The organism is Paenibacillus sp. OK076, assembly GCF_900110055.1.
GTDB lineage: Bacteria > Bacillota > Bacilli > Paenibacillales > Paenibacillaceae > Paenibacillus.
Genome location: NZ_FOCH01000004.1, coordinates 320,385 through 344,149, shown reverse-complemented (window position 1 = coordinate 344,149; position 23,765 = coordinate 320,385). Strand labels below are relative to the sequence as shown.

The following is a 23,765-nucleotide window of genomic DNA, read 5'->3' as shown; positions in this document are numbered from 1 at the left end:
TTCTTGAGGAATTGTTTGATCATTTTGAGCTTTTGTATAATGATTTTACATTTGCAATTCATGTTATATGTTATAACGTACTAACATTTATACTTACTTACGTATTCATTTCTTAAGTTGGATCATACGATAGGAGGAACATACTATGAATGGTGGTTCCCAAATGAAAGAGGACAATTTTAAGAAGAACATTTTATCTCGTAAGATAGGTAAAATGGGTAAATAGCTTAGGCGTTAGCTTGCCAAAGGTTTTGATTGATAAGCTCGATGTGTCACAAGGTGATGAGATTGAATTTATTGAGAACAGTCAAGGTGAGATTATACTCAAAAAAGTTAGACAATTGAAAATACCTGAAAATGTGAGACCTGAAGTACTGGAAGGTTTTTTTGATGTTTTTGATGTTGAATGGCAAATGGAACGTCAATATGCAGTAGAGTTCATGGTCAATATTGCAGAGGGCAAGCACTCATTTGAAAGCATCGCATCTATATTAAAGTACCATTCAGTCGTGCGATAACATAATTTTATAATAAACGAAAAAAGCAGGGGATCTGGATCCCCTGCTTTTTTATATTACAGTGAAAATCTCATATTTGTATACTCGTTTCACTCACCTGTTATCATGGATTTGCTGCAAGACTCCCGTCCATATCGTTCTTTTTTTGCCTGCGAATCACTACATAAATCACGCCAAGCAGCGTCAGCAAAATGCCTGAACTAATAAAAGCCGGAATAACTCCGAATGAGGTCACCAAAAATCCACCTACCACCGGACCCATGATGTTACTGGCTGTCATGATGCTGCCAACCGTTCCAAACACACGCCCCGTCATGGATTCAGGTGTTTGTTCCTGAAGTAGAATTTGGAACGGAACAATGGCAAACCCAACCCCCACACCCGCCAGGGCAAATAACGATATCAGCAGCAAATTGGCGCCAAGACCGGCATGCGGCCATACTCCTACGATCATTCCTACTCCACCAATGACAAGACCCATCAATGATGTTCCAAGCCCCATCTTGATAACATGCCCCGCCCTTTTCCACTTCTGAACACTCATCGCTGCAATTAACGTTCCAACACCGCTAGCTGCGACGCACCATCCGAGCAGATCACTTGAAATACCGGGAAGCTGTCTGAACAGGACTACCGTCTGGGAATCCGCAAATTGCAGAAACAGAAGGGCTGAAGCAAGCAGGACCAGCGAGGTTCCCACATGAGGAAGAGATGCGAGCATGCGGATGCCTTCCATTGTATCTTTCAAAAACGTAGCTTTTTCACCTGTTTGTGCAACACCTGCTGTCTCTTCCCTTACTTGTTCTACGTTCTGATTCACAGATTGGATCACTCGGGCTCCAGGAATCCATAGCAAAATAATGCCTGAGATCAGAAAAGACGCGGAATCCAACACGAAACACCAGGTAATCCCAAAAGCAGCAACCAACAGCCCGCCAAGGGCTGGACCGATAATTTTGGACATCTGTTCAATCACCGAGCTGATGGATACCGCCTGCCCCAATTGCTCCTGAGGCACAATTTCCTTAAGCTTGCCGTTCTTGGCCGGTGAGAACATCACATCGAATAAAGACTTGAGAACAAGCAATACATACACATGCCAGATTTGATCGGCAAAAATGAGCCCTCCAACGATCACAATTCGCGCACCGTCTGCGCCGATCATCAGCCACTTGCGATTGACCCGGTCTGCCAGCGCCCCTGCAAATGGTCCGGTAAGCAAGACAGGCAATGCTGCACAGAGCGTGGTAAACGTAATCTCCCACGGCGTTGCATTCCAGCGAATGCCCACCAACGTAAGGATTGCCAGCAGGTGCAGCCAGTCTCCCAGATTGGAGATAGCCTGCGCAGCCATCAAAGTGATAAAAGATCGATTGTGCTTCAGGGGTCTTCGTTCCTGCATCGTTAATCCACTTGTCATCCTTCTTCTCCTCCGCCCTCAACCCATTCATGATATGAATTTATTATAGAGAGCAGGCTGTGCCCCCACCTCCTGCCAGAGACGGAGAAGCCACGGTGCCTTCAGGATGATTTTTCCAGTACTGAATGCTGACAATACGAAAAATGATTAAATTTTAATTGCTAAAAATGCAAATCTTGTGACATATCGCATGTTTTTCGTGCAAACAGGTGCTTACAATAGAAATATGGCGAACCTCTGAATCGTCAAATGTAAATTCATCAACTCCAATAAATCTGAAAAGGCGGGATCAGTATGCTGGAATTACAGGAAATCGGAACCGAACGTTCTCTTCATCTGTACCGCACCTTGGCCCAGACATTTAAGAGCGTGAATGAACACGCTGTATCCGGAAGCAAAGTGCATGGCTTCAACCCCACCGCTTACGGAGTGCTCGAAGTGTTATATATGAAAGGAGCACAGCCCATTCAACAAGTCGGTGCACAACTGCTGTTACAGAGCGGGAATGTCACATATGTCATTGACAAGCTGGAGCAAAAGGGGCTTTTACACCGAAAACACTGTCCGCAGGACAGACGCATTATTTTCGTGGAATTGACTGAGGAAGGTCAGCGTACGATGGATGACATCTATCCAGGGTACGCTCACAAAATAGATCGTGCTGTCAGCGGTCTGAGCGAGGATGATAAGACATTGCTCTCTGAGCTGTTGGAAAGGCTTGCACTTGGTGCGGATCGTTTATCCGCAAACGGCTAAGGCCAGCCCCATATCACCTGATCCAAATTAAAAATAACCGGTTCGCCTAAATAGGCGGTACCGGTTATTCGTATTTGTTTATTAATCTAATCAAAGGTACAGAATCCACATCAACACCGTGAGAACAGCAACAACCAATCCACCTGCAATGAGCAAATCCACAATGTAACTGGACAGACCTGAACGGCTGTGACCCTCAATCTCCCTCTGCGTCTCTTCGTACTTGCTTTTGGCTTCATCTTCATTGGACGAATTCAGATTATTGGGAAACATCATCCTCACCCCTACTCCAAATGAGATATCTATATTATCCTGTGCTGGTCTGCTGCTTCTGCTTACGTGATCTATTCAAGATCCATCCCAGACCTGATTGCCACAGTAAAAAAACAAAAGTTGTTATGACTACGTATTGATAAGGGCCAGCATTCTGAAAGGCATGCATTCTGTACACAAAGATGGAGAACAACAGCGCACTGCCTACACCAAGAAGAAAATAAGCTACGATTGTATATATTACCCTGGATACAGGTCTGTTCATTTTCAGAGAAGCAAGCACTTGGTCCACAAATAGCGATAAAGGCAGGATCAGAAACAGAAGAACAGCCAAATTGATAAGAGTGCTTATGATCAATGTATACCAGAAGGGATAGTAATATGTATCTTCCGCTCGTTCCGCCAAGGGAACATATTGCATGAGTCCGACAACGATGGAAAGTGAAATGCAAGTCATAAGGACTGCCAGCAGCTTGATTGGAAAGGGCACATACCGGAACGATTGCAGGGATTGCTTACTCATCTTAATTCGCCTCCCATTCCATTATTGTAAATTATAGATAATCCCTTCTAGAAAATAATAACAAAAAAGCAGCTGAGAAACAGCTGCCTTAATCCAATGATTATTCTTTTCACTTCGTTTACTGCCCAGAAGCTTGCGCTTGCGGCGGAGCATCTGCATCTTCAGGAACGATTAACCGTTTGCGTAAAGCCAATGTCGTTACCCATGAGATAATAGCAATGACAAACATAATGATGAACAAGGAATGCAGACTTCCTTCCAGCACGTTACGCAGAAGTGCCCATTTGTCATCCGACAGAGCGGCTTCCGTATGTGGAGCAAGCAGTTGATTCAGGTCCCCATCCGAAATCCCAGCCTCAGCCAGATGCTGCTCGCTCGACAACGTGGATATCCGGTAGTTCAACCATGTGCCGAAGGCTGCTGCACCGATGGTTTGTCCAAGCGTACGCATAAAGGTATGTAACGCCGTGGAAGATCCACGCTCTTTATACCCAACAGACGACTGTGAAATGATCGTGAATATGGTAAAAGCAAATCCGAAGCCGAGTCCGTAAATAAACGTCAATATAAACAGTACGGCTTGAGGCGATGTTCCACCGACCAGGAAAAGTCCTCCCGATCCAATGGCGATCCCGGTTAAGCCAATCACCGCTGTTAAGCGTGATCCAATCTTCATTAACAGACGGCCGGCAAGTACACTACCGATCAGCCAGCCAACAGACATCGGCGCAAGCAGCAACCCGGATTCAGTCGCATTACCGCCCCGAACCCCCTGCACCCATAGTGGCAAATAACTGGTTAGGCCAATCATCAGGGTACTGGTCAGTAATCCGGCGATATTCGCCACCCGGATGTCCCGAATACGGAATAGATGGAGCGGTACCATCGGGGCCTGGGCTCTTTTTTCCACCACAAAAAATAAAATCATAAATAAAATAGCGACAATACTCAGTCCCACAATAATAGGAGAACTCCAGGCATAATACTGTCCACCCGCGGACAATACAAAGAGCAATGCTGTAATACCGACGGTAAAGGTCAACGCACCCATATAGTCAATTTTCGCGGTACGCGGAGACATTTCTTCCTTCAGATAACGAAACACAAACCACATCGCCAGCAGTCCGAACGGCAAATTGAACCCAAAGATCCATTGCCAGCCCAGATTATCTACGAAATAACCGCCCAGCAGCGGTCCGACCAGAGATGAAATGCCCCACACGGAGCTGATCCAGCCCTGTATTTTGCCTCGTTCTTCAATGCGGTAGATGTCGCCAATAATCGTAAACGTAACAGGCACAACCGCACCTGCACCAATCCCTTGAATCGCTCGAAAAATAATCAGCTGCTCCATATTCTGCGAAAGGCAGCAAAGAAGCGAACCCAGTAAGAATAAAGCACATCCAATCAGGAATACTGGCTTTCGTCCGTATATATCACTGATTTTGCCGAAAATCGGCGTGCTCACAGCCATCGTTAACAGATAAGCCGTGAAAATCCAGCTCAACAGCTGTACACTTCCCAGCTCACTGACAATGGTTGGCCCTGCCGGACCAATCACTGTACCTTCGATTGCAGATAAAAAAGTCGCCAGCAGCAATCCCGCCAGGATGAAACTGCGGTTCAAACCTCCTGTTGTATTCACACAAACCCTTCTCTCTTCAATTCTCTATATAATTGGAACATTGATTTACACAGCCCACTACGAACCAGAACAACCTTTTGATCGCTGTTATCCCCAGATTTTTTTCATCCCCTTCAAAGGGGAAATCCGGTGATAAATGCGAACGCTACGCTTCTCCAGCTTTGTTCTGCCCCTTCGTTGCTTTCTTTATTTATCTCTCTTACGCAAAAACTCATCATACAACAGGGAGTACATCACCATATCCTTATACCCGGTAGACGTGTGCTGCACCTGACGCAGCAGGCCTTCCCGCGTGAAGCCTCGGTTCGTCAGAAACTCTCCCGAAGCCAGATTGCGCGGATCAACCAGCGCTTCAATCCGATTGAGACCCATCGTCTCATACCCAAATGGTAACATGACCGAAAATGCTTCCGTCATATAACCGTGACGCCAGTAGTCGCGCCCCAGTTCATAACCGATCTCCCCACGGAATGCACCTTCAAGTTGCCAAGTGTTATATCCGCAGCTTCCGATGATTCGGCCCGTTTCCTTGAGTTCAATGCCCCAGCGAATCGCCTCCTCTTCTCCTGCCATATGGTTCAGCAGCCCGATCATATCCGCAGCCTCACTTGTCCCGATCATAGGCGCCAAATTCATATAACGGGTCACTTCCCGGTCAGACCAGCAAGCGAACATCTGGGCCGCATCCCGGCGGCGCATTTTACGCAAACGCAGCCGCCCTGTCTCTAGTTCGGGAATTCTCCCTTTGCATTTATACATGAAAAGACACTCCGATCCGATCTATCCCACAGACCTCATATTCAATAGCCATCTAACCATAACCTGCACCGAATGGCAACTGTTCAATCATCATGATCACGTCAAAAAACCGGGCCACTTCCCCTCCCGGTCTTGTTGTACGTAAGAACAGCTCAAGTTTACATCCTAATTTCGGCACACCTTATCCGAATTTAGGTTCAGGCTGTAGACGTCTTCTTGTCCGACGCCAGCAACTCTTCACTAACCCGGCCGAACACGGCTAAGATTTCCTTAAACTCCTCAATGCCTGTCCCGGTAAGGCTCCATTGATCTCCATGGGCGGTCAGGAAGTTCTCCTGTGTCAGATGCTCAAGCTCCTGCTTGATCTCCCGTTCTCCAACGCGATACCCCCGTTCTTCCAATAGAGGCAATGCGTCGCTAACGGTTAAATCCTGATTTTGGGCCAAATATAGAAGATGAATTCGTACAAAAAGATTCTGTACCTCTGCATGCATAAGCCAAGCTCCTTCCCGGGTTGTAGCCCGCCGTGGTTGCTAAGTATTTACCCCACCCAGGAAGATGAGAAACAGGAGGAAATTTCATAATTGACCTGCCCTTTCCGAAATCCTCCGCTTGACTAACCGCAGGCTCTGCACTATCTTGAAAATAAGTACCATTTTTGCTCGGGAGGGTGATTCATCATGTTTCAAGCTGTTTCTTATGAAGGAACACGAAGCGAGCAGCAAACCGCCGTCCTGGGACAGTTAAGTGCTCTGATCCGCGATGAACCTAGCGCTATTGCCAATCTGGCAAACGCTGCGGCGTTGCTCAATGTATTTATGACCGACACCAATTGGGTCGGATTCTATCTGTATGATGGAAAAGAACTTGTACTCGGTCCATTCCAGGGACTGCCTGCCTGCATCCGTATTCCACTTGGGCGCGGTGTATGCGGCACTTCTGCTGCGGAGCGACGTACCATGGTCGTTGAAGATGTTCATGCCTTTCCAGGCCATATCGCCTGTGATGCCGCATCGAACAGTGAAATTGTTGTACCCATTATCAAAAACGGCGAATTGTACGGGGTGCTCGACATCGACAGCCCGCTCAAAAACCGTTTTGACGATGAAGACCGCATCTTCCTGGAAAAGGCGGTAAGCCTGATCACTGAGCAGCTGGAATTGTCCTAACTGCCTGAAATAAGGTCTTAAGCCGATGCAGAGTTCATCGGTCATACGATGATATGCAATAACAAAGAGCGCACTCTCCTAGAGGATCTGCGCTCTTTGTTATGATTATTTTTCTTCACACCCATGTTCTGCTCGCCCAAGATACTTTATGCAGCTAGGATAAATCCTGTTCCGCCTTAATCATCATCCCGTCTCGCAAAAACTCGGCCAACTTGGGGTGGTAGCCATCATACATCTGACGAAAATTTTTGTGCTCAACGTACAGATTGGCCAAATCCCGGTAAATCTCTGCGGTTGGGGTGTAATAATCCTTGATCCAATCGAGATGTCTGCCAATAATCTGCTGTACTTCCGGGCTGCCGGGTTCTAACCCTTCTTCAATAGCGTCCTGCAAGTCCAAGTGAATTCGATCAATCTTCGCCTGTGAATCGAGAAAATCTTCCTTCGTCTTCATCTCCTGACCATCAGGCATTGTGGACTGCTCCGGTGAATTGGCGTTGTAGTTCTGACTGTTCTCTGTATGCATCCGTTCAGAATAGTCATTCTTTGGCGCTCGGTCAGAGATCGGTTCATTCAGAAGCTGGTGACGCCCCTTACTGGAAAACCCGGCGTACAGTTCGTACTCATCCATTTCCTGCTCTCCACGTAAGTAAGAGATGGTTTTGTCCAGTGTCTGAATCATTCCGTGGAGATGAAGTGCCTTCTCCAGCATCTCGATCCGATGCTGCTGCATAATACGGATCATGTCCCGGGGAGTATCCCTGAGCATGGGGCCAATCTCTTCCTCCTCCATGCCTACTTCTTTACAGAACAGAATCTGCTGTAGTCTCAGCAGCTCCGGCTTCTCATAGTAGATATCCTCATCTTGACCCACGAAGGCTGGATTCAGCAGACCTTTCTCTGCATACTGTCCCAATTCACTCAGACTTACACCGGACATCCCGGATACATCAACCATGGAATATGCCATTGGAATACACCTCCTGTCTGGCCTGTAACTCCAAGGTTCAGGCTTGTTCATACTGCATTTTATTTAAATTTAAGTGAGATATTATAAGACTTCCATCAATTCTGTACCCCAGTAATCCGTTCATTCTCTGGATGGATACACAACGCTTCGGTGATATGAACGGCATGTCATTGGTAGATTTGCGGTATGATAAGTATTTATACCCTTCTCATCAGATGTGAACCCGGGGTTAATAAAGAAAGGCTATGTATTTTTTTACGGTATGGGCTGAACGCAGAAAAAGAAAAAATCCTGTACCCGCTAACTTGGGCACAGGATCACCAGTTTCTATTTTATCTCGAATATCCATCGTCTCACGGTTGGATCTTAATTCTTGTTAAACATGACAAACTTCAATTCGGTCATTTCCTCTACGGCATATTTAACACCTTCACGTCCCATCCCGCTCTGCTTCACACCGCCATAAGGCATATGATCCACACGGAAAGTGGGAATATCGTTAATCATCACGCCGCCAGCTTCGATGTGGTCCGCTGCATGCAATGCAGTATGAATATCATTGGTAAACACACCTGCCTGAAGCCCGTAGATGGAATCATTCACATGCTCAATGCCTTCTTCAACCGAATCCACCGAATTAATGACAACGATCGGGGCAAAGACCTCCTGACAAGACACCTTGGCATCTCGCGGAACGTTAATCAGTACGGTTGGACGCAATACGCCTCCCTCGGCTTCGCCACCTGTCGCCACCTCAGCGCCTGCCTGCTTCGCTTCATCGATCCAATCCAGCGTACGCTGTACATCTTTGGATGTGATGAGCGCAGAGACAACGGTATCCGGATTCAACGGGTCTCCAACTACGACTTTTTGGGCTGCTTCTGCAAAACGACGAATGAACTCATCCGCAATCGCGCTATGCACATAGATTCGCTGCAGTGAAATACATACCTGACCTTGGTAAGTAAAAGCCCCGGTCACACATCTCGGTACCACCTTATCCAAATTGGCATCCGCATCTATAATGACGGCTGCATTGGACCCCAGCTCCAATGTTACGCGTTTCAGTCCGGCTTTGCTGCGAATGCTGGTACCTACAGCAGGGCTGCCTGTAAACGTAATATGGGCCACGTCAGGATGCTCTACAAGTACATCACCGATCGTTTTGCCGTCACCGCTCACCACATTCAATGCGCCATCCGGTAATCCCGCTTCCTGAAGCAAATTGGCAATATAATACGAAGACAACGGTGTCTGCTCCGCAGGTTTCAACACAATCGTATTACCTGCTGCCAGCGCCGGTCCTACTTTGTGAGCCACCAGGTTCATCGGAAAATTAAACGGCGTAATGGCTCCAATAACACCCAAAGGCTGCCGCATCGTGTAGCCTACGCGTCCTTCGCCGCCTTTGGCTGCATCCATGGGAACTGTCTCTCCGGTGAGCCGCTTGGCTTCTTCTGCGGCGAAACGATACGTTTCCACCGTACGATCAACCTCGGCGAGCGCCGCAGTAATCGGCTTCGCTGCCTCCAGCGCAATGATCCGTGCTGCTTCTTCCTTCCGTTCTTCCAGCAGGGTGGACAGCTTGTAAAGGATGTCTGCACGCTGATGGGCAGGCATTCTGCGCATCTCTTTGCGTGCCTGAACTGCGGCCGCAATCGCGGCTTCCACTTCCTCCGCTGTCGCCGAGGATACTTCTGCCAGTGTTTCTTTCGAGTACGGTGCCTGGAGTGCTATATAGTCTACTGATTCGGTGGGCTTGCCCCCGATGAACAGATGTTGTTTTTTCATTGTTGTATCCTCCATTCATGTTTAACGCAGCGTTATCCCATACCTATTTATACACCACTTTAGCATCATCAACACAAGAAAGTCATACCACTATTTTACAGTCATTACCGGACATCCTGCATGTTTCAAGACGCCGTGGCTGACACTGCCCACCACGATTTCAGCGAGCATGCTTTTCCCGGCCGTCCCCATCACAATGAGATCACAGTCTCTATCCTTGGCTACACGGCAGATCTCATTCACGGGATCACCAGCAATCAGCAACGTTTCATAATGAACAGAACGAGCGGCTAACAATTCATTAACAGGTTGTATAATATGCTGTCCTTCTTCTGCGATCCGTGCTTCCAGATCCACACCCAGTGCGGGCTCATTTAGCGAGATCGAAGGATTAACATGTACGATAATCAAAGAAGCCGGTTGTTTCAGACTTTCTGCCAGAACAACAGCTTGCTCCAGACCTTTGTGTGCATGAACCGACCCATCGACAGCAACCAATATTCGTTTCAGCATTTTCCATTCCTCCTGTTCATTAATGCGTAATGGCAGCATCGATATCGCGCAGATGTCTGCGGCGTACCAGAAGCACAACGACCCCGATCAGAACCATCAATGCGCCAAAATAAAACGGTGTCTCCGGCAGGAACCACTCGGACAATTTACCAGCAAGCCAAGGTGCCAGCGCACCTCCAAGGAACCGGACAAAGCTATATGCAGCCGATGCCACAGAACGTTCCACTGGAGCAGCTTCCATAACTGCAGTCGTAATTAATGTGTTGTTGATCCCGAGGAAAATCCCGGCAACGATAACGGCCACAATAACCGTTGTGGATGATCCCATTACCGTACCTACAGCCATTACCAGCAAATCAATGGCGAACAGGGTCAGCATAACGCTCATGGAAGGAACCGATCCGAATCGACGTTGCAATCTTGGTGCAACAAATACAGACGTAATTGCCAGCATCAAACCCCAACCAAAGAATACATAACCGAGTCCGTGCTCATCCAGATTCATGACATAAGGCGAATAAGCCATCAAGGTAAAGAATCCAAAGTTATACAGAAAGGCCGTAATCGCCAATGTTTTCAGTGAAGGATAACCCAAAGCCTTGAACGGATCGGACAAGGAACTACGTGTTTTCGGTTTGGCCATCTTAGGTAGCATAAACGTAATACTGATAAAAGCAATCGCCATCAGAACAGCAACACCATAGAACGGGCCACGCCATGAGATGGAACCCAGTTCACCACCGAGCAATGGACCAACGGCAATCCCCAGACCAAGCGCTGCTTCGTATAAAATAATCGCTTTGGCTGTCCCCGAAGTGGACAGTCCTACAATAGCGGATAATGCAGTTGCGATGAAAAGGGCATTCCCCAGTCCCCAACCACCACGGTAACCGACAAGCGCACCTACAGTGTCAGAGGTCCCGCCGAGGAAAGAGAAAACAATGATCAGCAGAATCCCGCTGAGCAGTGTCCACTTCACACCAATCCGGCTGGATACAACACCTGTAATCAGCATGGCTACCCCGGTAACTGCGTTATAACTTGTAAACAATAAAGATACCTGGCTTTTGGAAGCATGCAGTTGATCTGCAATCGCAGGCAAAATCGGGTCGACCAATCCTAATCCCATAAAGGAGATGATACAGGCGAAGGCTACTGCCCATACCGCTCTGGGCTGGGATAACAGCCCACCACGGGATGACGGCAATTCGTCAGGTAGTGAGGGTTCTCTTTTCATACGTAATTCCTCCTGATTCATGATTTATGTTGTGAAGTAATTGTGAAAAACAATGAAATTATCATTTTTATTTTCAGAAATATAGGTAAGAAAACGGCACAAATGACACCGGATCTCCCGGTGCTTATCGTGTAATACTAATTATGTGTTCTTTTGCCCTTCTAATCGCCGAATGCCGTTCTGAACCCGTTCACGCAATTCCTCAAGTTCCTCTTGAACGGCGTGAATACGCTGAAGTTTCTGCTCAATCAGCTGCAGCTGGTCATCCAACGTCGTTTCCATCTTGGTGAGTTTTTCGATCCGTTCTCTCACTTCAGTAGTCTGCTGATAGTCAAAACGCTGTTCGTTCAGCGCATCCGCCGTTGCCACATACGTATGCAGCTCCTGAAGCGAAAAACCAAGCACTTCCTTCGCCCGAACCACCTTTTTGAGATAATCGATATCATCCCGGGTGTATAATCGTGTGCCACCGTCCGTCCGCTGAGGTGAAGGCATAACACCGATCTCTTCGTAATACCGAATGGTACGCTTGGTCAAACCACATTCCTTCGCTACATCATCAATTTTATATAAACTCATTTCCTTCACCTCACTTTAATATGTCTATAATGTTATGTACATAATTATATATATTATTAACGTTAACGTCAACGTTAGATTTTAAGCTTGAGTATGTAGTATGTTTCAAACATGAACAGATTATCTCAGTGTAAATTTTACAATACGTTGTTAAAAGTAGTTTCTAGTTGTTTCACCGCCTCTATAAGATGCAAAAAGATCCGCTCTCGCGGATCTTCGTTCAGGTGCGATTTCACATCCTACTCTACGCACCTTGCTCCTTCTGTTCCTCTTGCTGTACACGCTGCATTTGCTTCAAACGGCCTTCGACTCTGGTAAACAGCCTGAATGTATAGAATCCTGTAGCCACAAGACTTAGAACCAAAGCTCGTACATCCGTAAGCCAAAAACCGATTATGCCGAATACCGTAATAATCACACCAAACTGCATCATCAGATTGGCGCTATAACGTTGCGCTTCTTCCCATAAATCGGGATGACTCATTGCTCGCGGAGTACGATAACCATATATGCCATTAATCCTTTTCGGCGGCTTTTTGTACACCATTAATCCCAAAATGAAATAGCACACTCCGCATATAATCCCAACAATTGCTCCTGCCACAATGTTCTCCCCTTCTCTTCACTTTCAATGTGCAATTAAACGTATATACATGAAGCCATGAAAGATAAAAACGGCTCTACGTATATACGAAGAGCCGTCCGGATCGTTTCGTAAAACTTAAATGTCCTTCACCCGCAGTACACGCATGGCGTTCAGGACAGCCAGCACGGTCACCCCAACATCAGAGAATACCGCTTCCCACATGGTGGCAATGCCGAATACACCCAGCAGTAAGAAAATCGCTTTGACACCCAACGCAAAACCGATATTTTGCCAGACAATGGTTCGAGTCCGTTTTGCAATCCGGATCGCACTTGCCAGTCTGGAGGGTTCATCCGTCATGATGACAACGTCTGCCGCTTCAATCGCGGCATCCGAACCAAGTCCACCCATCGCTACACCTACATCGGCGCGCGCCAGAACTGGTGTATCGTTAATACCATCACCGACAAACACCATTTTCTCTTTCGGTGATTTGGCAGCTTCGAGCCGCTCCAGCTGTTCGACTTTATGCTGTGGCAGCAGCTCAGCGTATACTTCATCGACACCCAGCTCACGCCCTACAGCTTCACCAACAGCCTTGGCATCCCCGGTCAGCATGACCGTTTTGCGAATACCGAGCTTCTTGAGTGCCTGAATGGCTGCCGCTGCATCATCCTTCACCTCATCGGCAATGATCAGGTGACCGACATATGAACCGGATTCGGCAATGTGCACCACCGTACCCACGGTTTGCGGAGTTGTGTAGGAGATACCTGCCTGTTCCATCAATTTGGCGTTACCTGCAAGCACTTCACGTCCATCCACAGTGACCTTGATGCCATGCCCTGCAACCTCATCGTAATCATCCACACCCTGGGTCCGAATATCTTTCGCCCAAGCTGCGCGAATGGATTCAGCAATCGGATGATTGGAATGGGCCTCGGCAATTGCAGCAAGCTCCATCAATTCATCTTCCGTACGCCTGCCTTCAGGGCGAATAGCTGTAACTTTGAACACACCTTTGGTTAGGGTACCCGTTTTATCGAAAACAACGACTTTGACATCGTTCAAGGCTTCAAGGTAGTTACTTCCTTTGATGAGTATCCCATTACGCGAGGCAGCTCCGATGCCGCCGAAAAAACCAAGCGGAATGGACACGACCAGCGCACACGGACAAGAGATCACGAGGAAGACCAGTGCACGATAGATCCAATCGGCGAATGTCGCACCACTGAGTACCAGCGGCGGAACGAGTGCAATCAAAGCGGCAAGAATGACGACAACCGGCGTATAATAACGGGCAAATTTGCTAATAAAATGTTCCGTTTTGGCTTTGCGGCTGCTCGCATTCTGCACCAGGTCCAGAATTTTGGATACCGTGGATTCACCAAAAGTTTTTGTTACTTCGATAGTCAACATCCCGTTTTTGTTCACGAACCCACTCAGCACATCACTGCCGGGTTCCAGTTCACGCGGAACGGACTCACCTGTCAGAGCGGAAGTGTCCACCATGGAGCGACCTGCCTTAACGATACCGTCCAGAGGTACTCGCTCACCCGCTTTAACCACGATGCGATCTCCAATACGTACTTCGTCCGGAGACACTCGCTTGGTCTCTTCTCCCGCGCCAATCAGCATATTGGCATAATCCGGGCGAATATCCATAAGCGACTGGATCGACTTCCTTGAGCGATTAACCGCCAGTCCCTGAAACAGCTCACCAAGCTGATAGAAGAGCATAACCGCAACACCTTCGGGGTACTGGCCAATGGCAAAAGCACCGATGGTGGCCACGGACATCAGGAAGTATTCATCGAATACCTGACCGCGAATGATATTTTTGAACGCCTGGAGAACGATATCTCCCCCTGCGATCAGATAAGCAACAACATAGAGCGCAAGCTGTGCCCATCCTTCTAGCGGAGACCAGATCGCGGCTGCTACCAAAATGGACCCTGCCGCCAAACGTGCCAGCAGCACCTTTGTCTGCCCAGCGCCATGTTCATGCGAGTGTCCGGCATGCGCGTCATGATTGTGACTATCTGCATGACCGTGATCATGTCCAGCATGACTTCCATGATCATGCGTGTGGTCTTGGGCTCCGTGATGATGACCGTGGTCATGTGTATGATCATGGTCATGGGAGTAACCAGCATGATCGTGCCCACTCGAAGTATGCTCATGCGTGTGAGCCCCGCTGCCTGCATGGGCGTGCACATTGCCTTTGGCGTGATTTATTGAATCAGCAGCACCACGACTGCCTTGTGATGATTTACCTTTTTCCGAGATGCGAATATGCGGTTCCAGCCGAAGCACTTTGCGCTTCGCTTCTTCCACCACCTGCTCATCCATATCGGATGTGGTGTGCATGGATAAGGTTTTGGTCACAAAATTGACCGAGCAATCGGTAATGCCTTTAATTTTTTTGACGCCATTCTCAATCTTCAATGCGCAGTTCGCGCAATCCAATCCATCCAGCAGCAGTTCCCTTTTCACCTGTTCCTGTCCGGTTCCCATGTGAACTCTCCCCTTTGCAGTACGTAAGACAAAGTTATCCGTAATTTTTTTGATTTTAAATCAATATATGAGCAATCATTCATATGTTTTGTTAACTCTATTATATGCACGCTTAAACATGAGTGTCAACAATTCCAGTTGATTTTTCATACAGAATATGCTAATAGTAATTATTTCGCTTTAGACGTTTTTTGGATATAATAGGCTTATCGAAAAACATTTGATCAAATCAAAGGTTGAGTTAACATAGGTGGTGATAGGAAATGGAACAACCGGTTAAAGCTCCAGCCGAATGCGACGCGGCCTGCTCTGGAACAGAGGCTGACGTGCAAACCATTCGTGCTTCTCTCATGGATCGCGAGACCTCTTCCGAGATGGCTGATTGGTTCAAGGCTTTCAGCGACCCGACACGGCTTCGTATTATTGATGCGCTGTTGCAGAAGGAATTATGTGTGCATGATCTGACGGTGCTGCTCGATATGGGACAGTCGGCCATTTCGCACCAGCTGCGGTCACTCCGCAACATGCGGATTGTCAAGCGGCGCAAAGAAGGCAAGACTGTGTATTATTCTCTGGATGATGCACACATTGAGCAGATCTTCCTGCAGACGCTCCAACATATTAAACATGGCTAGGCATCAGCCTGCCTGTTCACACAACAGAACCCCCGTCTCTCGGCTGTTCGCCGATGGACGGGGGTTCTGTTGAATAAGGGCACCGTTTTGCCAGAAAAAAGAGTTTATCATTCTCTAGCTATGGGCTTGCCTACTCCTGTTACAGTAGATTGTTATTCTTCGGATCATACAGGCCGGATCTTTCCTTGAACCAGTTGAAGATATGCGACACACATACTTTCAGCACCGCGTATCCGGGAACGGCCAGCAGAATGCCCACCACACCGAACAGATTGCCTGAAGTCAGAATGACAAAGATAATCGTGATGGGGTGAATCTTGAGCGTTTTGCCCATAATCTGAGGTGAGATGAATTTACCCTCAATTAATTGCACGATCGTCCACACCGCTACCATCTTCAGCAGCATCACCGGGGAAGTGACCAGAGCCACGATCAACGCAGGCGTAATCGCAATTGCTGGTCCCAGGTAAGGTACAACACTCGTGAACGATGCGATAATCGCAAGAATCAGCGCATAGTCCAGACCAATAATCATATACCCGATGTAGAGCAGAATACCGATGCAGAAGCTGACGATAATCTGTCCACGAATGAACGAACTAATCTGGTGATTGATATCTTCCAGCACATGCATTGCACCTGTACGGCTCTTGATTGGCAGGAAAGATAAAATTTTGGACGGAAGTTTCTTGCCGTCTTTCAGCAGATAGAACAGGATAAACGGAACCGTTACAATGGACAGCACCGTCTCGGTGAACGCTCCGAGGAATCCGCCCAATTTGGTCCAGGTCGAGTTCAGAATGTCCGTGGCTTTCTGGGAGATCGTACCCCACCAGTCCTGAGAATTCAGATTCACTGTCTCCTGGAACTGACCGAACAGTTTGCTGCCCGTAAGCTGCTCAAACTGCTGTTTGACCGTCTCACTGTAAGTTGGAAAATTTTCAATCAGACTCGTAATCTGGTTACGTACGACCGGAATGACTGCCAGCACGACGACTGTCAGAATACCCCCGATAGCGAGATATAAGATCAGAATGGACCAGCCACGCTTGATCCTCCACTTCTCCATGACATCCACAATCGGATTCAGCAGATAATAGAGAATACCCGACAGAATAATCGGCAGCACAATCGTCTTGATCAGCACCGCGAGCGGGTGCAAAACAAAGGATACTTTGGTAAGTACCATCACGTTCAGTCCTACCAGCAGCAGAATTAACAGAAAAAGCACGAACTTGTTATTCAAAAAAAATCGTTTAAACCGATCCGGCCAAATACGGGGTTGCTCGGGTTGCTCCATAGGCGTGTCTTCCTCTCTTATGTATCCTTTATTAAAGCATTAGCTGTAAACCTGCATGTTTCTTGACTGTACATAAAGTTGCTTGTACAAGCCAACATATGTATAACACACTGAGTTTATACGTATGGCGCTGTTTAACCGTTTCAAATTAGACCAGTATGTTCATTTTACCCTAAAAAGAACCTTCTGCCCCATACGATTCCTTTGAAAAATATCCCTACCAAAAAAACGGCTCGCCTCCGAAGAGACAAACCGTTAATATGTCAGCGGCGTCCGAGCTTTATGTTCACGTCCGCTGTTGCGTTTCTGCTTTTGTTTATGCTTTTCCCGCCAGTTGAGCGATCAGCTCATACGAGTGCAGGCGTGCCTGATGATCATAGATCATCGACGTAATAATCAATTCATCCGCCTGGGTCTGAGCAATAAATGATTCCAGTTGACCACGCACGGTTTCCGGAGAACCGTTCACTGCTGCTTTCAGCGTCTGTTCTACACCAGCTTTCTCACGATCCGTCCATTTGCCTTCCATATCAGCTGGTGGCTGCACCAACCCGGTTGTGCCACGAATAATGTTCAGGAACTGCTGCTGCATCGTCGTACCAAGCCATGCAGCTTCTTCGTCGGTATCCGCAACGACTGCATTTACACCCACAATAACATGGGGCTCCTTCAAGTAATCGGATGGCTGGAAGCTGCTCCGATACGTTTCAAGTGCAATCCGAGTGTAATCCGGTGAGAAGTGGCTGGCAAAAGCAAACGGCAATCCCAGCTGTCCGGCGAGACGAGCACTGAAATCACTGGAGCCAAGCAGGTAAATCGGGATATTCAATCCTTCTCCGGGTACAGCGCGAACAGGCGCGTGATACGATGTAGCAGAAGCATCGAAGTATGCTCTTAGCTCAGCCAGCAATTCAGGGAAATCTTCACCGCTGTTCAGGTCTTTGCGTAAAGCAAGAGACGTACGACGGTCACTACCTGGCGCACGGCCTAACCCAAGGTCTATACGGCCTGGATAAAGTGACTCCAGCGTACCAAACTGCTCGGCAATGACAAGCGGCGCATGGTTAGGCAGCATGATACCACCAGAACCGAGACGAATAGTCTTCGTTCCACCCGCAAGGTAACCAATAACAACCGAGGTCGCGGAAGAAGCAATGCCTGGCATGTTGTGGTGTTCCGCTACCCAGTAACGGTGATATCCCCAACGCTCTGCGTGCTGAGCAAGATCCAGACTGTTGCGGAGCGCATCCGCAGGTGTGGCACCTACTACGACAGGAGCCAAATCCAGAATGGACAATTTAACGTCGTTAATATGTTTTTTGGGGGATGAAGCTGTGTTTTCGGTAGACATGATAGAAAGTTCTCCTCTGTGTGTATATTTTTATTTTTGTATATCCAGATATATAGATGTAAAAGCGCAAAAAAATGATGTGCCAGCGCTGCTCCTCAAGCCGTTTACATCCGGACGGAATACCCGCCTGCACCTGCATTCTTGCTTCCGTCTCGGCGTCCGGCTTATAGCTCGTGCTGTACGTACTCGGCAAATTGACGAATGGTTTCTTCGTTGCGGCGATAATACGTCCACTGCCCCCTGCGCTCGGAGATCAGCAACCCGGCTTTCAGCATAGTCAGCAGATAGCTGGATATGACGGATTGAGCCAGTCCGGCCTTCACCTGAATCGTTCCAACACATATGCCGCTCTTTCCTGCATCCGGATGCTGGGATAACTCCAGCGGTGGAAAGTGTTGCTCCGGGTTTTTGAGCCACAACAGAATCTGTCGACGTGTCTCGTTGGATAATGCTTTGAATATGAGTATAGGTTCCATGGGTAAGATTATACCGCCTTTCTTTCATTTTGCAAACCAAACAGACCGATTCGACGAATGAACCGGCCTGCCAATATATGCATGTGTATACGTTTAGAACTTGGTGCTGACCGTCTCTTTTACTTGTTCCAGCATGGACTGATAAGCTGTAGTTTCCAAATATCCGATACTGCCGAAGAGCAAGTGATCTATCACTTCAATACCTACAAAATCGAAGATACCGATATCGGAAGTCATTTTTATGCTGGCAGTCATGCCGATTTGATCGTAAATTTCACTTGGCGTGCCATGTGTATTAATGATCAGACCTTTTTTGCCTGTCAGCAATTTCTCGATGCCAGCTTCACCGGAAGCATAAGCGAAACCATATGCGAATACACGATCAATATACCCTTTCATGATTGCAGGAAGGCCTGCCCACCAGATGGGATAAATAAAGGTAATGGCCTCTGCTTCAGCAACAAATTGCTGCTCGGTTGCAATATCCTGAGGCGTCTGTCCTGCACGCATGGACGTTGTATCCGCCGCGCTCAATACAGGCTGGAATCCCAGTGCGTACAGATCACGTACAACGACTTCGTGGCCTTGACCCTTAAGTGTTTCCACTGCCGTGTTTAAAATGGCGTGGTTCAAACTGTCTGTGCGCGGGTGTGCATATACGATAAGATGTTTCATAAGAAATAACCCCTCCAGATTTATATTAAATTTCGCTGCCAAAATCTTGAATGACACTCTACATATACATAGATGTCTATATATATGATCAAAAAAAGGGGTTAAAGCATTTTACATTTTTTTGATCGTCCGATCGCCTCGGTTTATTGATAATGCAAAATGCTTTTAGTTGGTTATGGTTATAACTTGCTAACGATACCGGTCAACAAACTCTCCAGTTGATCCGCTTGATCGTCCGTCAAATGACCATACACCATCCCGTTAATCTGTTGTGATACCTGATGAAATACAGGTTCAAGTTGCCGCCCCTGCTCTGTCAAACGAATCATCGTCACTCGGCTGTCTTCGGCACTCTTACTGCGTTCTACATATCCCAGCTTTCCCAGCTTGTTCACCAGTACGGTGACGGTTGGTTGAGTTCGGTGGACTCGCTCCGCCAGCATCTTGATGGAAAGTACATCTTCACGGTAGAGGAACATGAGGATGTCACCGTGGGACGGGACGATTCCTGTAACATCATGCTTCTCCAGCTCCTGAACAATCTGTTTGTTAATGTGATCTCTGATTCTTGCGATCAGTGCAATTGCGTTGTATTTTGGCATGAGCTTATTATACATAGACATCTATGTATTTTCAAGCTTTTTATATCACAAGCCCTGGACCTTCCAAAAAGGAAGAGACGGGGCTTGTGATATTTATATATAAACAGCAGATCACGTGAAGCTTTAATCAATCCACTGCGTGATTTTATCCAAAGGCTGACGGGATTTCTCGCGTGGCGGATCTTCCGCCCGATAACCAAAGGCAGCCATGACGGAAACATCCCATACTCCATCCTCTAACAGACCTTCCTCTTCCAGAATACGATGTACGTCTTCATAGATAAACCCTTCAATCGGGCAGGAATCGATACCAATCAGCGCTGCCGCAGTCATCATATTGCCGAGAGCGATATAGGTCTGTTTGGACGCCCAGTCAAATAAAGTACGCGGGTTCTCAAGCATTCGTTGGTTCTTTTGAAATTTGCCATAAGCTTCACGGGTCAACTCAAAAACGTCATCCGGCATGCCTTTGATTTCTTTCAGCATATATTCCGCGTAAGGCGAGTTATAACTCGCATCAGACCGCGCCAGAATGACAATAAAATGGCTGGCCTTCGCCAATTGTTTCGAAGCCCCCGAAGAAACTTCGGATAGACGCTTCCGCAAGTCCGGGTTCTGCACAATCAGAAATTTCCATGGTTCCAATCCAATTGAGCTTGGCGACAATCGTCCTGTTTCCAGAATAAACTCAAAATCTTCTGCCGAAATGATACGTGAAGCATCAAACTGTTTGGTTGCATGCCGAAAATAGTAAGCGTTCAAAATGTTTTCTTTTGTAATAGCTTTTGCTGATTGTTCCATATGTCTGCACATCCTTTTTTCTTATTTATGTTTATATTCATGGTCATTGTCTAAACCGAATACCTGAGTGTTATTTTAGATTCTATAATCAAAATATAAAAGTACGCACAATAATGTTTCTTAGTTCATAAAAGTAACTATTGTTATCTAACAAGGTTTTCAACAGTCGGTTGCATAGCCTGTTGTAACAAAAAAACAAGTCGCCATGGATCTGCTGCTCCCCAAGGCGACTTACCTGTCATTCGTGTCAGAGATGATTATGATTACGAGAATTAGAGTTGTTCCATGAACTCATTTTCCGAAATAACCGTAAATCCCTCTTGCCGCAGCAAAGCAGAAGTAACCCCTTCGCCCGCGACTTTGTGGTTAGCAAAGTTGCCATCGTAGATCATCTGTGTACCACAGGAAGGGCTGAATTCTTTGAGCACCACACAGGTGACATCCAGTTTTTGTGCCCATTCAAGTGTCTGATAGGCTCCTTTAATGTACAGATCCGTCACATCCTTGCCACTCTTCTCCATTACCTTGGCTGTACCTGCCAGCACATCCTTACCCGTACCGCCGATAATTTCAGCCGGCTCCCGCGGGGTGGAAAATCCTCCAAGCAGCTCCGGGCAGACCATCTTCGCCTGTTCCTGCTCCACAAGCTCTTGAATCTTTGCATCCAGACTCGCTGTTCCGTTGTAACGGCAGGCTACGCCAGCAAGACATGAACTCACTAAATATTTCATCGTTATGCTCCTTATGCGCCAATCATCTATTAAATTGATTGTACCATATGAAATCAAATTTTAGAGGTTGGCATTGGCATCTATTGTGATCATCGTAATCCGTGCATCTTCTTCATATCGAACCTTAAAAGTATGGTAAACCTCTGTCTCTGCTGAAAGGAATGTGACCATTCCAGGCGTATTTGGATCTCTTTCAAGTTTATATAGATCAAGGTCGATTTTGAATATTTGTTTGATTACTGGTGCTGCGTTCTGCCTGATTACACTTTCCTTCATGTTACGTAACTTCTCAAAGTAAAGTTCATACTCTTCCCGAGTTTCAAGGTCTGGAATCTCCCTCTGGAAATCCATAACAGTATATTTATCGCTAAACATCCCACCAATTCTACTTACTAAATAACGATCTCCAAAATACAGGTCCGTTGTATCTTCAAGCGTCTTGCCATTTTGTTCAAAAATTATATTTTTCAAATCAGGTGCGGGCTCACCAGACAAGGCTTCAATCGACATTCTGGCTTCTGTTATTAAATCTTGTGATACAGTATCTGAACTCACACTACCAGAAACGGATACTGCTTCATCCCTTGTCCATTCGATACTGCCTCTGCCCCTACTATTTTCCAAAAACAATGTAGTGAACCATACCGGTTTTTCCTGACCCTGCTTCATTTTCACATAACGTCTGGCTGAGATCGGTTTTAGCGTAGGGTCACTTTTTATCCCTTCAAGAAGTGAAGGAATCTGGCGCAAATAACGATGCTCCAGCTCATTAGCTGCCATCTCCCGTCTCATTTCCACCTCACGCAGATTGCCTGTTGCTGCATCAAGCCAGATCAACGCATATTCTGCATCTCCTTCTTTTCCAGCCTCGACGGACACTCTTCCAGACACAGGCAAGTCCTGCACTTTGGTTATACGTAATTGTTTGCCAAGGTAGTCTCGCATCGTGACGGCTACATTCCTTTTCATCTTGTCTGTGAGCAGGCTCATGCCGGCATCATCCGTATATTGCAGCGCTGCTGTGGGATACACTGTTTCAATCACAGGCTCCACAAGCTGTCCGTTCCAGAGAATGACCGCCGCTGCCACGGCTGCAATCGTCGTGCACGCCATAACGGCTCTGCGGGAGCGAAGACCACGTCTGTGTGGAGTGGGCAGTTTTTTGGGCTCGGCGGACTTATCCCCAGCACCACTCATTTTCTGTGCAGATCCCGATTTAAGCCAGGCTACCTGGCGAAGTACGTTCTGCTTATGCTCCTCGGTAAAAGGAGACGCCGCAAACGGCTCCTTTCTGACTACTTTTTCCCATTCGTCATCCATATGTTTCATTCGCTTCGCTCCTCCCACTGTTTCCTTACCTTCGCCTTCGCCCTGGACAGTCGCGATTTGACCGTTCCTGCGCTGATGCCCAGCATTTCCGCAATTTCACCCGTTGTAAGCTCATACTTCAGATGCAGCAAAAGCAATTCCCGGAATTTGTCCGGCAGAGCCATGATGATGTCCCAGATTTCATGAACGTGCTCCCTGCTGATCGCCTCGGCTTCGGCAGAGGGGTGAACCCATTTTTCAGGCTTCATCTCACCCTGGCTCGTAGTAACCTGTTCCGTTCGAATTGGTAGTGTCTCTCCCCATAAACTGCTGCGAAAAAATCTAGATTTTCGGTATGTAAATGTCGTGTTCCTAGTAATGGTCAGCAGCCATGTCTTCAATGAGCATTCTCCTCGAAAGTGGGCGATCCCGGAATATGCCCGGATAAACACTTCCTGTGACAATTCATCCGCCTGCTCGGTACTCTTAGTCAGAAAGTACGCGTAGTTCCATACGTCGTTCCCGTAATCATCCATCATACTGCTAAGTGTGTAATTATCGATCGTCTGAGCGTGTGCCAGATATTGATAGTCCAACTGATGTTCACCTCACTTAATAAGACTGCGTCTA

26 protein-coding genes are annotated in these 23,765 nt (G+C 47.2%); 4 read left to right on the top strand and 22 right to left on the bottom strand.

Annotated elements, in window-relative coordinates; genetic code table 11:
- The first annotated feature begins 239 nt into the window (after positions 1-239).
- Complete coding sequence (locus BMY78_RS26345) at positions 240-518, top strand: hypothetical protein (protein WP_256222423.1); 279 nt, start codon at positions 240-242, stop codon at positions 516-518.
- Between the two features lie 103 nt (positions 519-621).
- Here BMY78_RS26345 and BMY78_RS26340 read toward each other — a convergent pair whose 3' ends face one another.
- Complete coding sequence (locus tag BMY78_RS26340) at positions 622-1,938, bottom strand: MFS transporter (protein ID WP_090904275.1); 1,317 nt, start codon at positions 1,936-1,938, stop codon at positions 622-624.
- Positions 1,939-2,232: 294 nt separating this feature from the next.
- Between BMY78_RS26340 and BMY78_RS26335 the strand changes: the two genes are divergently transcribed.
- Entirely contained in the window at positions 2,233-2,694 is a 462-nt protein-coding gene (locus BMY78_RS26335) for a MarR family winged helix-turn-helix transcriptional regulator (RefSeq protein WP_062326256.1), read from the top strand.
- A 90-nt stretch (positions 2,695-2,784) separates the two neighbouring features.
- On the opposite strand, the gene BMY78_RS26330 is transcribed toward BMY78_RS26335, so the two are convergent.
- The 5 genes from BMY78_RS26330 to BMY78_RS26310 form a co-directional block, all read right to left on the bottom strand.
- The gene (locus BMY78_RS26330; RefSeq protein WP_143067085.1) at positions 2,785-2,970 is read right to left on the bottom strand and encodes a hypothetical protein; all 186 of its coding nucleotides are present in this window, start codon (positions 2,968-2,970) and stop codon (positions 2,785-2,787) included.
- A 31-nt stretch (positions 2,971-3,001) separates the two neighbouring features.
- A complete protein-coding gene (locus tag BMY78_RS26325; RefSeq protein WP_090904273.1) occupies positions 3,002-3,490 on the bottom strand; it encodes a hypothetical protein in 489 nt (162 codons plus the stop codon).
- Between the two features lie 118 nt (positions 3,491-3,608).
- Positions 3,609-5,117: an MDR family MFS transporter gene (locus tag BMY78_RS26320; RefSeq protein WP_256222442.1), complete on the bottom strand. Its 1,509-nt coding sequence runs from the start codon at positions 5,115-5,117 to the stop codon at positions 3,609-3,611.
- 204 nt (positions 5,118-5,321) lie between these two features.
- Positions 5,322-5,894 carry a GNAT family N-acetyltransferase gene (locus tag BMY78_RS26315; protein WP_090904271.1) on the bottom strand — a complete coding sequence of 191 codons (573 nt, stop codon included), beginning with the start codon at positions 5,892-5,894 and terminating at the stop codon, positions 5,322-5,324.
- Between the two features lie 197 nt (positions 5,895-6,091).
- Positions 6,092-6,388 carry a hypothetical protein gene (locus tag BMY78_RS26310; protein ID WP_090904270.1) on the bottom strand — a complete coding sequence of 99 codons (297 nt, stop codon included), beginning with the start codon at positions 6,386-6,388 and terminating at the stop codon, positions 6,092-6,094.
- Positions 6,389-6,574: 186 nt separating this feature from the next.
- Between BMY78_RS26310 and BMY78_RS26305 the strand changes: the two genes are divergently transcribed.
- On the top strand, positions 6,575-7,063 hold the full coding sequence (locus tag BMY78_RS26305) for a GAF domain-containing protein (RefSeq protein WP_076290504.1): 489 nt from the start codon (positions 6,575-6,577) through the stop codon (positions 7,061-7,063).
- Positions 7,064-7,217: 154 nt separating this feature from the next.
- Here BMY78_RS26305 and BMY78_RS26300 read toward each other — a convergent pair whose 3' ends face one another.
- The 7 genes from BMY78_RS26300 to BMY78_RS26270 form a co-directional block, all read right to left on the bottom strand.
- Positions 7,218-8,033, bottom strand: coding sequence for a MerR family transcriptional regulator (locus tag BMY78_RS26300; RefSeq protein ID WP_177185878.1), 816 nt, complete (start codon positions 8,031-8,033; stop codon positions 7,218-7,220).
- 366 nt (positions 8,034-8,399) lie between these two features.
- Positions 8,400-9,824 (bottom strand): aldehyde dehydrogenase family protein, encoded by a 1,425-nt coding sequence (locus BMY78_RS26295; protein WP_090904268.1) that lies wholly within the window; start codon positions 9,822-9,824, stop codon positions 8,400-8,402.
- A 90-nt stretch (positions 9,825-9,914) separates the two neighbouring features.
- Positions 9,915-10,337, bottom strand: a complete 423-nt coding sequence (locus tag BMY78_RS26290; RefSeq protein WP_090904267.1) for a universal stress protein — start codon at positions 10,335-10,337, stop codon at positions 9,915-9,917.
- Positions 10,338-10,356: 19 nt separating this feature from the next.
- Entirely contained in the window at positions 10,357-11,574 is a 1,218-nt protein-coding gene (locus tag BMY78_RS26285) for an MFS transporter (RefSeq protein ID WP_072734865.1), read from the bottom strand.
- 141 nt (positions 11,575-11,715) lie between these two features.
- Positions 11,716-12,153 carry a MerR family transcriptional regulator gene (locus tag BMY78_RS26280; protein ID WP_090904266.1) on the bottom strand — a complete coding sequence of 146 codons (438 nt, stop codon included), beginning with the start codon at positions 12,151-12,153 and terminating at the stop codon, positions 11,716-11,718.
- A gap of 244 nt (positions 12,154-12,397) precedes the next feature.
- Positions 12,398-12,757, bottom strand: a complete 360-nt coding sequence (locus BMY78_RS26275) for an SdpI family protein (RefSeq protein ID WP_090904265.1) — start codon at positions 12,755-12,757, stop codon at positions 12,398-12,400.
- A 117-nt stretch (positions 12,758-12,874) separates the two neighbouring features.
- Positions 12,875-15,256 carry a heavy metal translocating P-type ATPase gene (locus BMY78_RS26270; RefSeq protein WP_090904264.1) on the bottom strand — a complete coding sequence of 794 codons (2,382 nt, stop codon included), beginning with the start codon at positions 15,254-15,256 and terminating at the stop codon, positions 12,875-12,877.
- 263 nt (positions 15,257-15,519) lie between these two features.
- Here BMY78_RS26270 and BMY78_RS26265 point away from each other — a divergent pair, with 263 nt between their 5' ends.
- Positions 15,520-15,891: an ArsR/SmtB family transcription factor gene (locus BMY78_RS26265; RefSeq protein ID WP_053779670.1), complete on the top strand. Its 372-nt coding sequence runs from the start codon at positions 15,520-15,522 to the stop codon at positions 15,889-15,891.
- Between the two features lie 139 nt (positions 15,892-16,030).
- Here BMY78_RS26265 and BMY78_RS26260 read toward each other — a convergent pair whose 3' ends face one another.
- From BMY78_RS26260 to BMY78_RS26220, 9 genes are all read right to left on the bottom strand, one after another.
- Complete coding sequence (locus BMY78_RS26260; protein ID WP_090904263.1) at positions 16,031-17,191, bottom strand: AI-2E family transporter; 1,161 nt, start codon at positions 17,189-17,191, stop codon at positions 16,031-16,033.
- A gap of 316 nt (positions 17,192-17,507) precedes the next feature.
- Positions 17,508-18,542 (bottom strand): LLM class flavin-dependent oxidoreductase, encoded by a 1,035-nt coding sequence (locus BMY78_RS26255; RefSeq protein ID WP_090904262.1) that lies wholly within the window; start codon positions 18,540-18,542, stop codon positions 17,508-17,510.
- A gap of 164 nt (positions 18,543-18,706) precedes the next feature.
- Positions 18,707-19,018 carry an ArsR/SmtB family transcription factor gene (locus BMY78_RS26250; RefSeq protein WP_063567799.1) on the bottom strand — a complete coding sequence of 104 codons (312 nt, stop codon included), beginning with the start codon at positions 19,016-19,018 and terminating at the stop codon, positions 18,707-18,709.
- A gap of 93 nt (positions 19,019-19,111) precedes the next feature.
- The gene (locus tag BMY78_RS26245) at positions 19,112-19,693 is read right to left on the bottom strand and encodes an NAD(P)H-dependent oxidoreductase (protein WP_090904261.1); all 582 of its coding nucleotides are present in this window, start codon (positions 19,691-19,693) and stop codon (positions 19,112-19,114) included.
- A 179-nt stretch (positions 19,694-19,872) separates the two neighbouring features.
- Entirely contained in the window at positions 19,873-20,316 is a 444-nt protein-coding gene (locus BMY78_RS26240) for a MarR family winged helix-turn-helix transcriptional regulator (RefSeq protein WP_371129193.1), read from the bottom strand.
- A 102-nt stretch (positions 20,317-20,418) separates the two neighbouring features.
- A complete protein-coding gene (locus BMY78_RS26235; RefSeq protein ID WP_090904260.1) occupies positions 20,419-21,096 on the bottom strand; it encodes an NAD(P)H-dependent oxidoreductase in 678 nt (225 codons plus the stop codon).
- 272 nt (positions 21,097-21,368) lie between these two features.
- Positions 21,369-21,827 (bottom strand): 2-thiouracil desulfurase family protein, encoded by a 459-nt coding sequence (locus BMY78_RS26230; protein ID WP_090904259.1) that lies wholly within the window; start codon positions 21,825-21,827, stop codon positions 21,369-21,371.
- Positions 21,828-21,887: 60 nt separating this feature from the next.
- A complete protein-coding gene (locus tag BMY78_RS26225) occupies positions 21,888-23,156 on the bottom strand; it encodes a hypothetical protein (RefSeq protein WP_090904258.1) in 1,269 nt (422 codons plus the stop codon).
- A complete protein-coding gene (locus BMY78_RS26220; RefSeq protein ID WP_090904257.1) occupies positions 23,153-23,731 on the bottom strand; it encodes an RNA polymerase sigma factor in 579 nt (192 codons plus the stop codon). The genes BMY78_RS26225 and BMY78_RS26220 overlap by 4 nt, the downstream gene beginning before the upstream one ends.
- Between the last annotated feature and the right edge of the window lie 34 nt (positions 23,732-23,765).

Coding starts and splice junctions, on each gene's coding strand:
- BMY78_RS26340 (WP_090904275.1), bottom strand. CDS start 1,938: ATGACAAGTGGATTAACGATGCAGGAACGAAGACCCCTGAAGCACAAT.
- BMY78_RS26270 (WP_090904264.1), bottom strand. CDS start 15,256: ATGGGAACCGGACAGGAACAGGTGAAAAGGGAACTGCTGCTGGATGGA.
- BMY78_RS26235 (WP_090904260.1), bottom strand. CDS start 21,096: ATGGAACAATCAGCAAAAGCTATTACAAAAGAAAACATTTTGAACGCT.
- BMY78_RS26240 (WP_371129193.1), bottom strand. CDS start 20,316: ATGTCTATGTATAATAAGCTCATGCCAAAATACAACGCAATTGCACTG.
- BMY78_RS26295 (WP_090904268.1), bottom strand. CDS start 9,824: ATGAAAAAACAACATCTGTTCATCGGGGGCAAGCCCACCGAATCAGTA.
- BMY78_RS26330 (WP_143067085.1), bottom strand. CDS start 2,970: ATGATGTTTCCCAATAATCTGAATTCGTCCAATGAAGATGAAGCCAAA.
- BMY78_RS26305 (WP_076290504.1), top strand. CDS start 6,575: ATGTTTCAAGCTGTTTCTTATGAAGGAACACGAAGCGAGCAGCAAACC.
- BMY78_RS26280 (WP_090904266.1), bottom strand. CDS start 12,153: ATGAGTTTATATAAAATTGATGATGTAGCGAAGGAATGTGGTTTGACC.
- BMY78_RS26225 (WP_090904258.1), bottom strand. CDS start 23,156: ATGAAACATATGGATGACGAATGGGAAAAAGTAGTCAGAAAGGAGCCG.
- BMY78_RS26265 (WP_053779670.1), top strand. CDS start 15,520: ATGGAACAACCGGTTAAAGCTCCAGCCGAATGCGACGCGGCCTGCTCT.
- BMY78_RS26290 (WP_090904267.1), bottom strand. CDS start 10,337: ATGCTGAAACGAATATTGGTTGCTGTCGATGGGTCGGTTCATGCACAC.
- BMY78_RS26310 (WP_090904270.1), bottom strand. CDS start 6,388: ATGCATGCAGAGGTACAGAATCTTTTTGTACGAATTCATCTTCTATAT.
- BMY78_RS26245 (WP_090904261.1), bottom strand. CDS start 19,693: ATGAAACATCTTATCGTATATGCACACCCGCGCACAGACAGTTTGAAC.
- BMY78_RS26315 (WP_090904271.1), bottom strand. CDS start 5,894: ATGTATAAATGCAAAGGGAGAATTCCCGAACTAGAGACAGGGCGGCTG.
- BMY78_RS26325 (WP_090904273.1), bottom strand. CDS start 3,490: ATGAGTAAGCAATCCCTGCAATCGTTCCGGTATGTGCCCTTTCCAATC.
- BMY78_RS26255 (WP_090904262.1), bottom strand. CDS start 18,542: ATGTCTACCGAAAACACAGCTTCATCCCCCAAAAAACATATTAACGAC.
- BMY78_RS26335 (WP_062326256.1), top strand. CDS start 2,233: ATGCTGGAATTACAGGAAATCGGAACCGAACGTTCTCTTCATCTGTAC.
- BMY78_RS26300 (WP_177185878.1), bottom strand. CDS start 8,033: ATGGCATATTCCATGGTTGATGTATCCGGGATGTCCGGTGTAAGTCTG.
- BMY78_RS26260 (WP_090904263.1), bottom strand. CDS start 17,191: ATGGAGCAACCCGAGCAACCCCGTATTTGGCCGGATCGGTTTAAACGA.
- BMY78_RS26250 (WP_063567799.1), bottom strand. CDS start 19,018: ATGGAACCTATACTCATATTCAAAGCATTATCCAACGAGACACGTCGA.
- BMY78_RS26285 (WP_072734865.1), bottom strand. CDS start 11,574: ATGAAAAGAGAACCCTCACTACCTGACGAATTGCCGTCATCCCGTGGT.
- BMY78_RS26230 (WP_090904259.1), bottom strand. CDS start 21,827: ATGAAATATTTAGTGAGTTCATGTCTTGCTGGCGTAGCCTGCCGTTAC.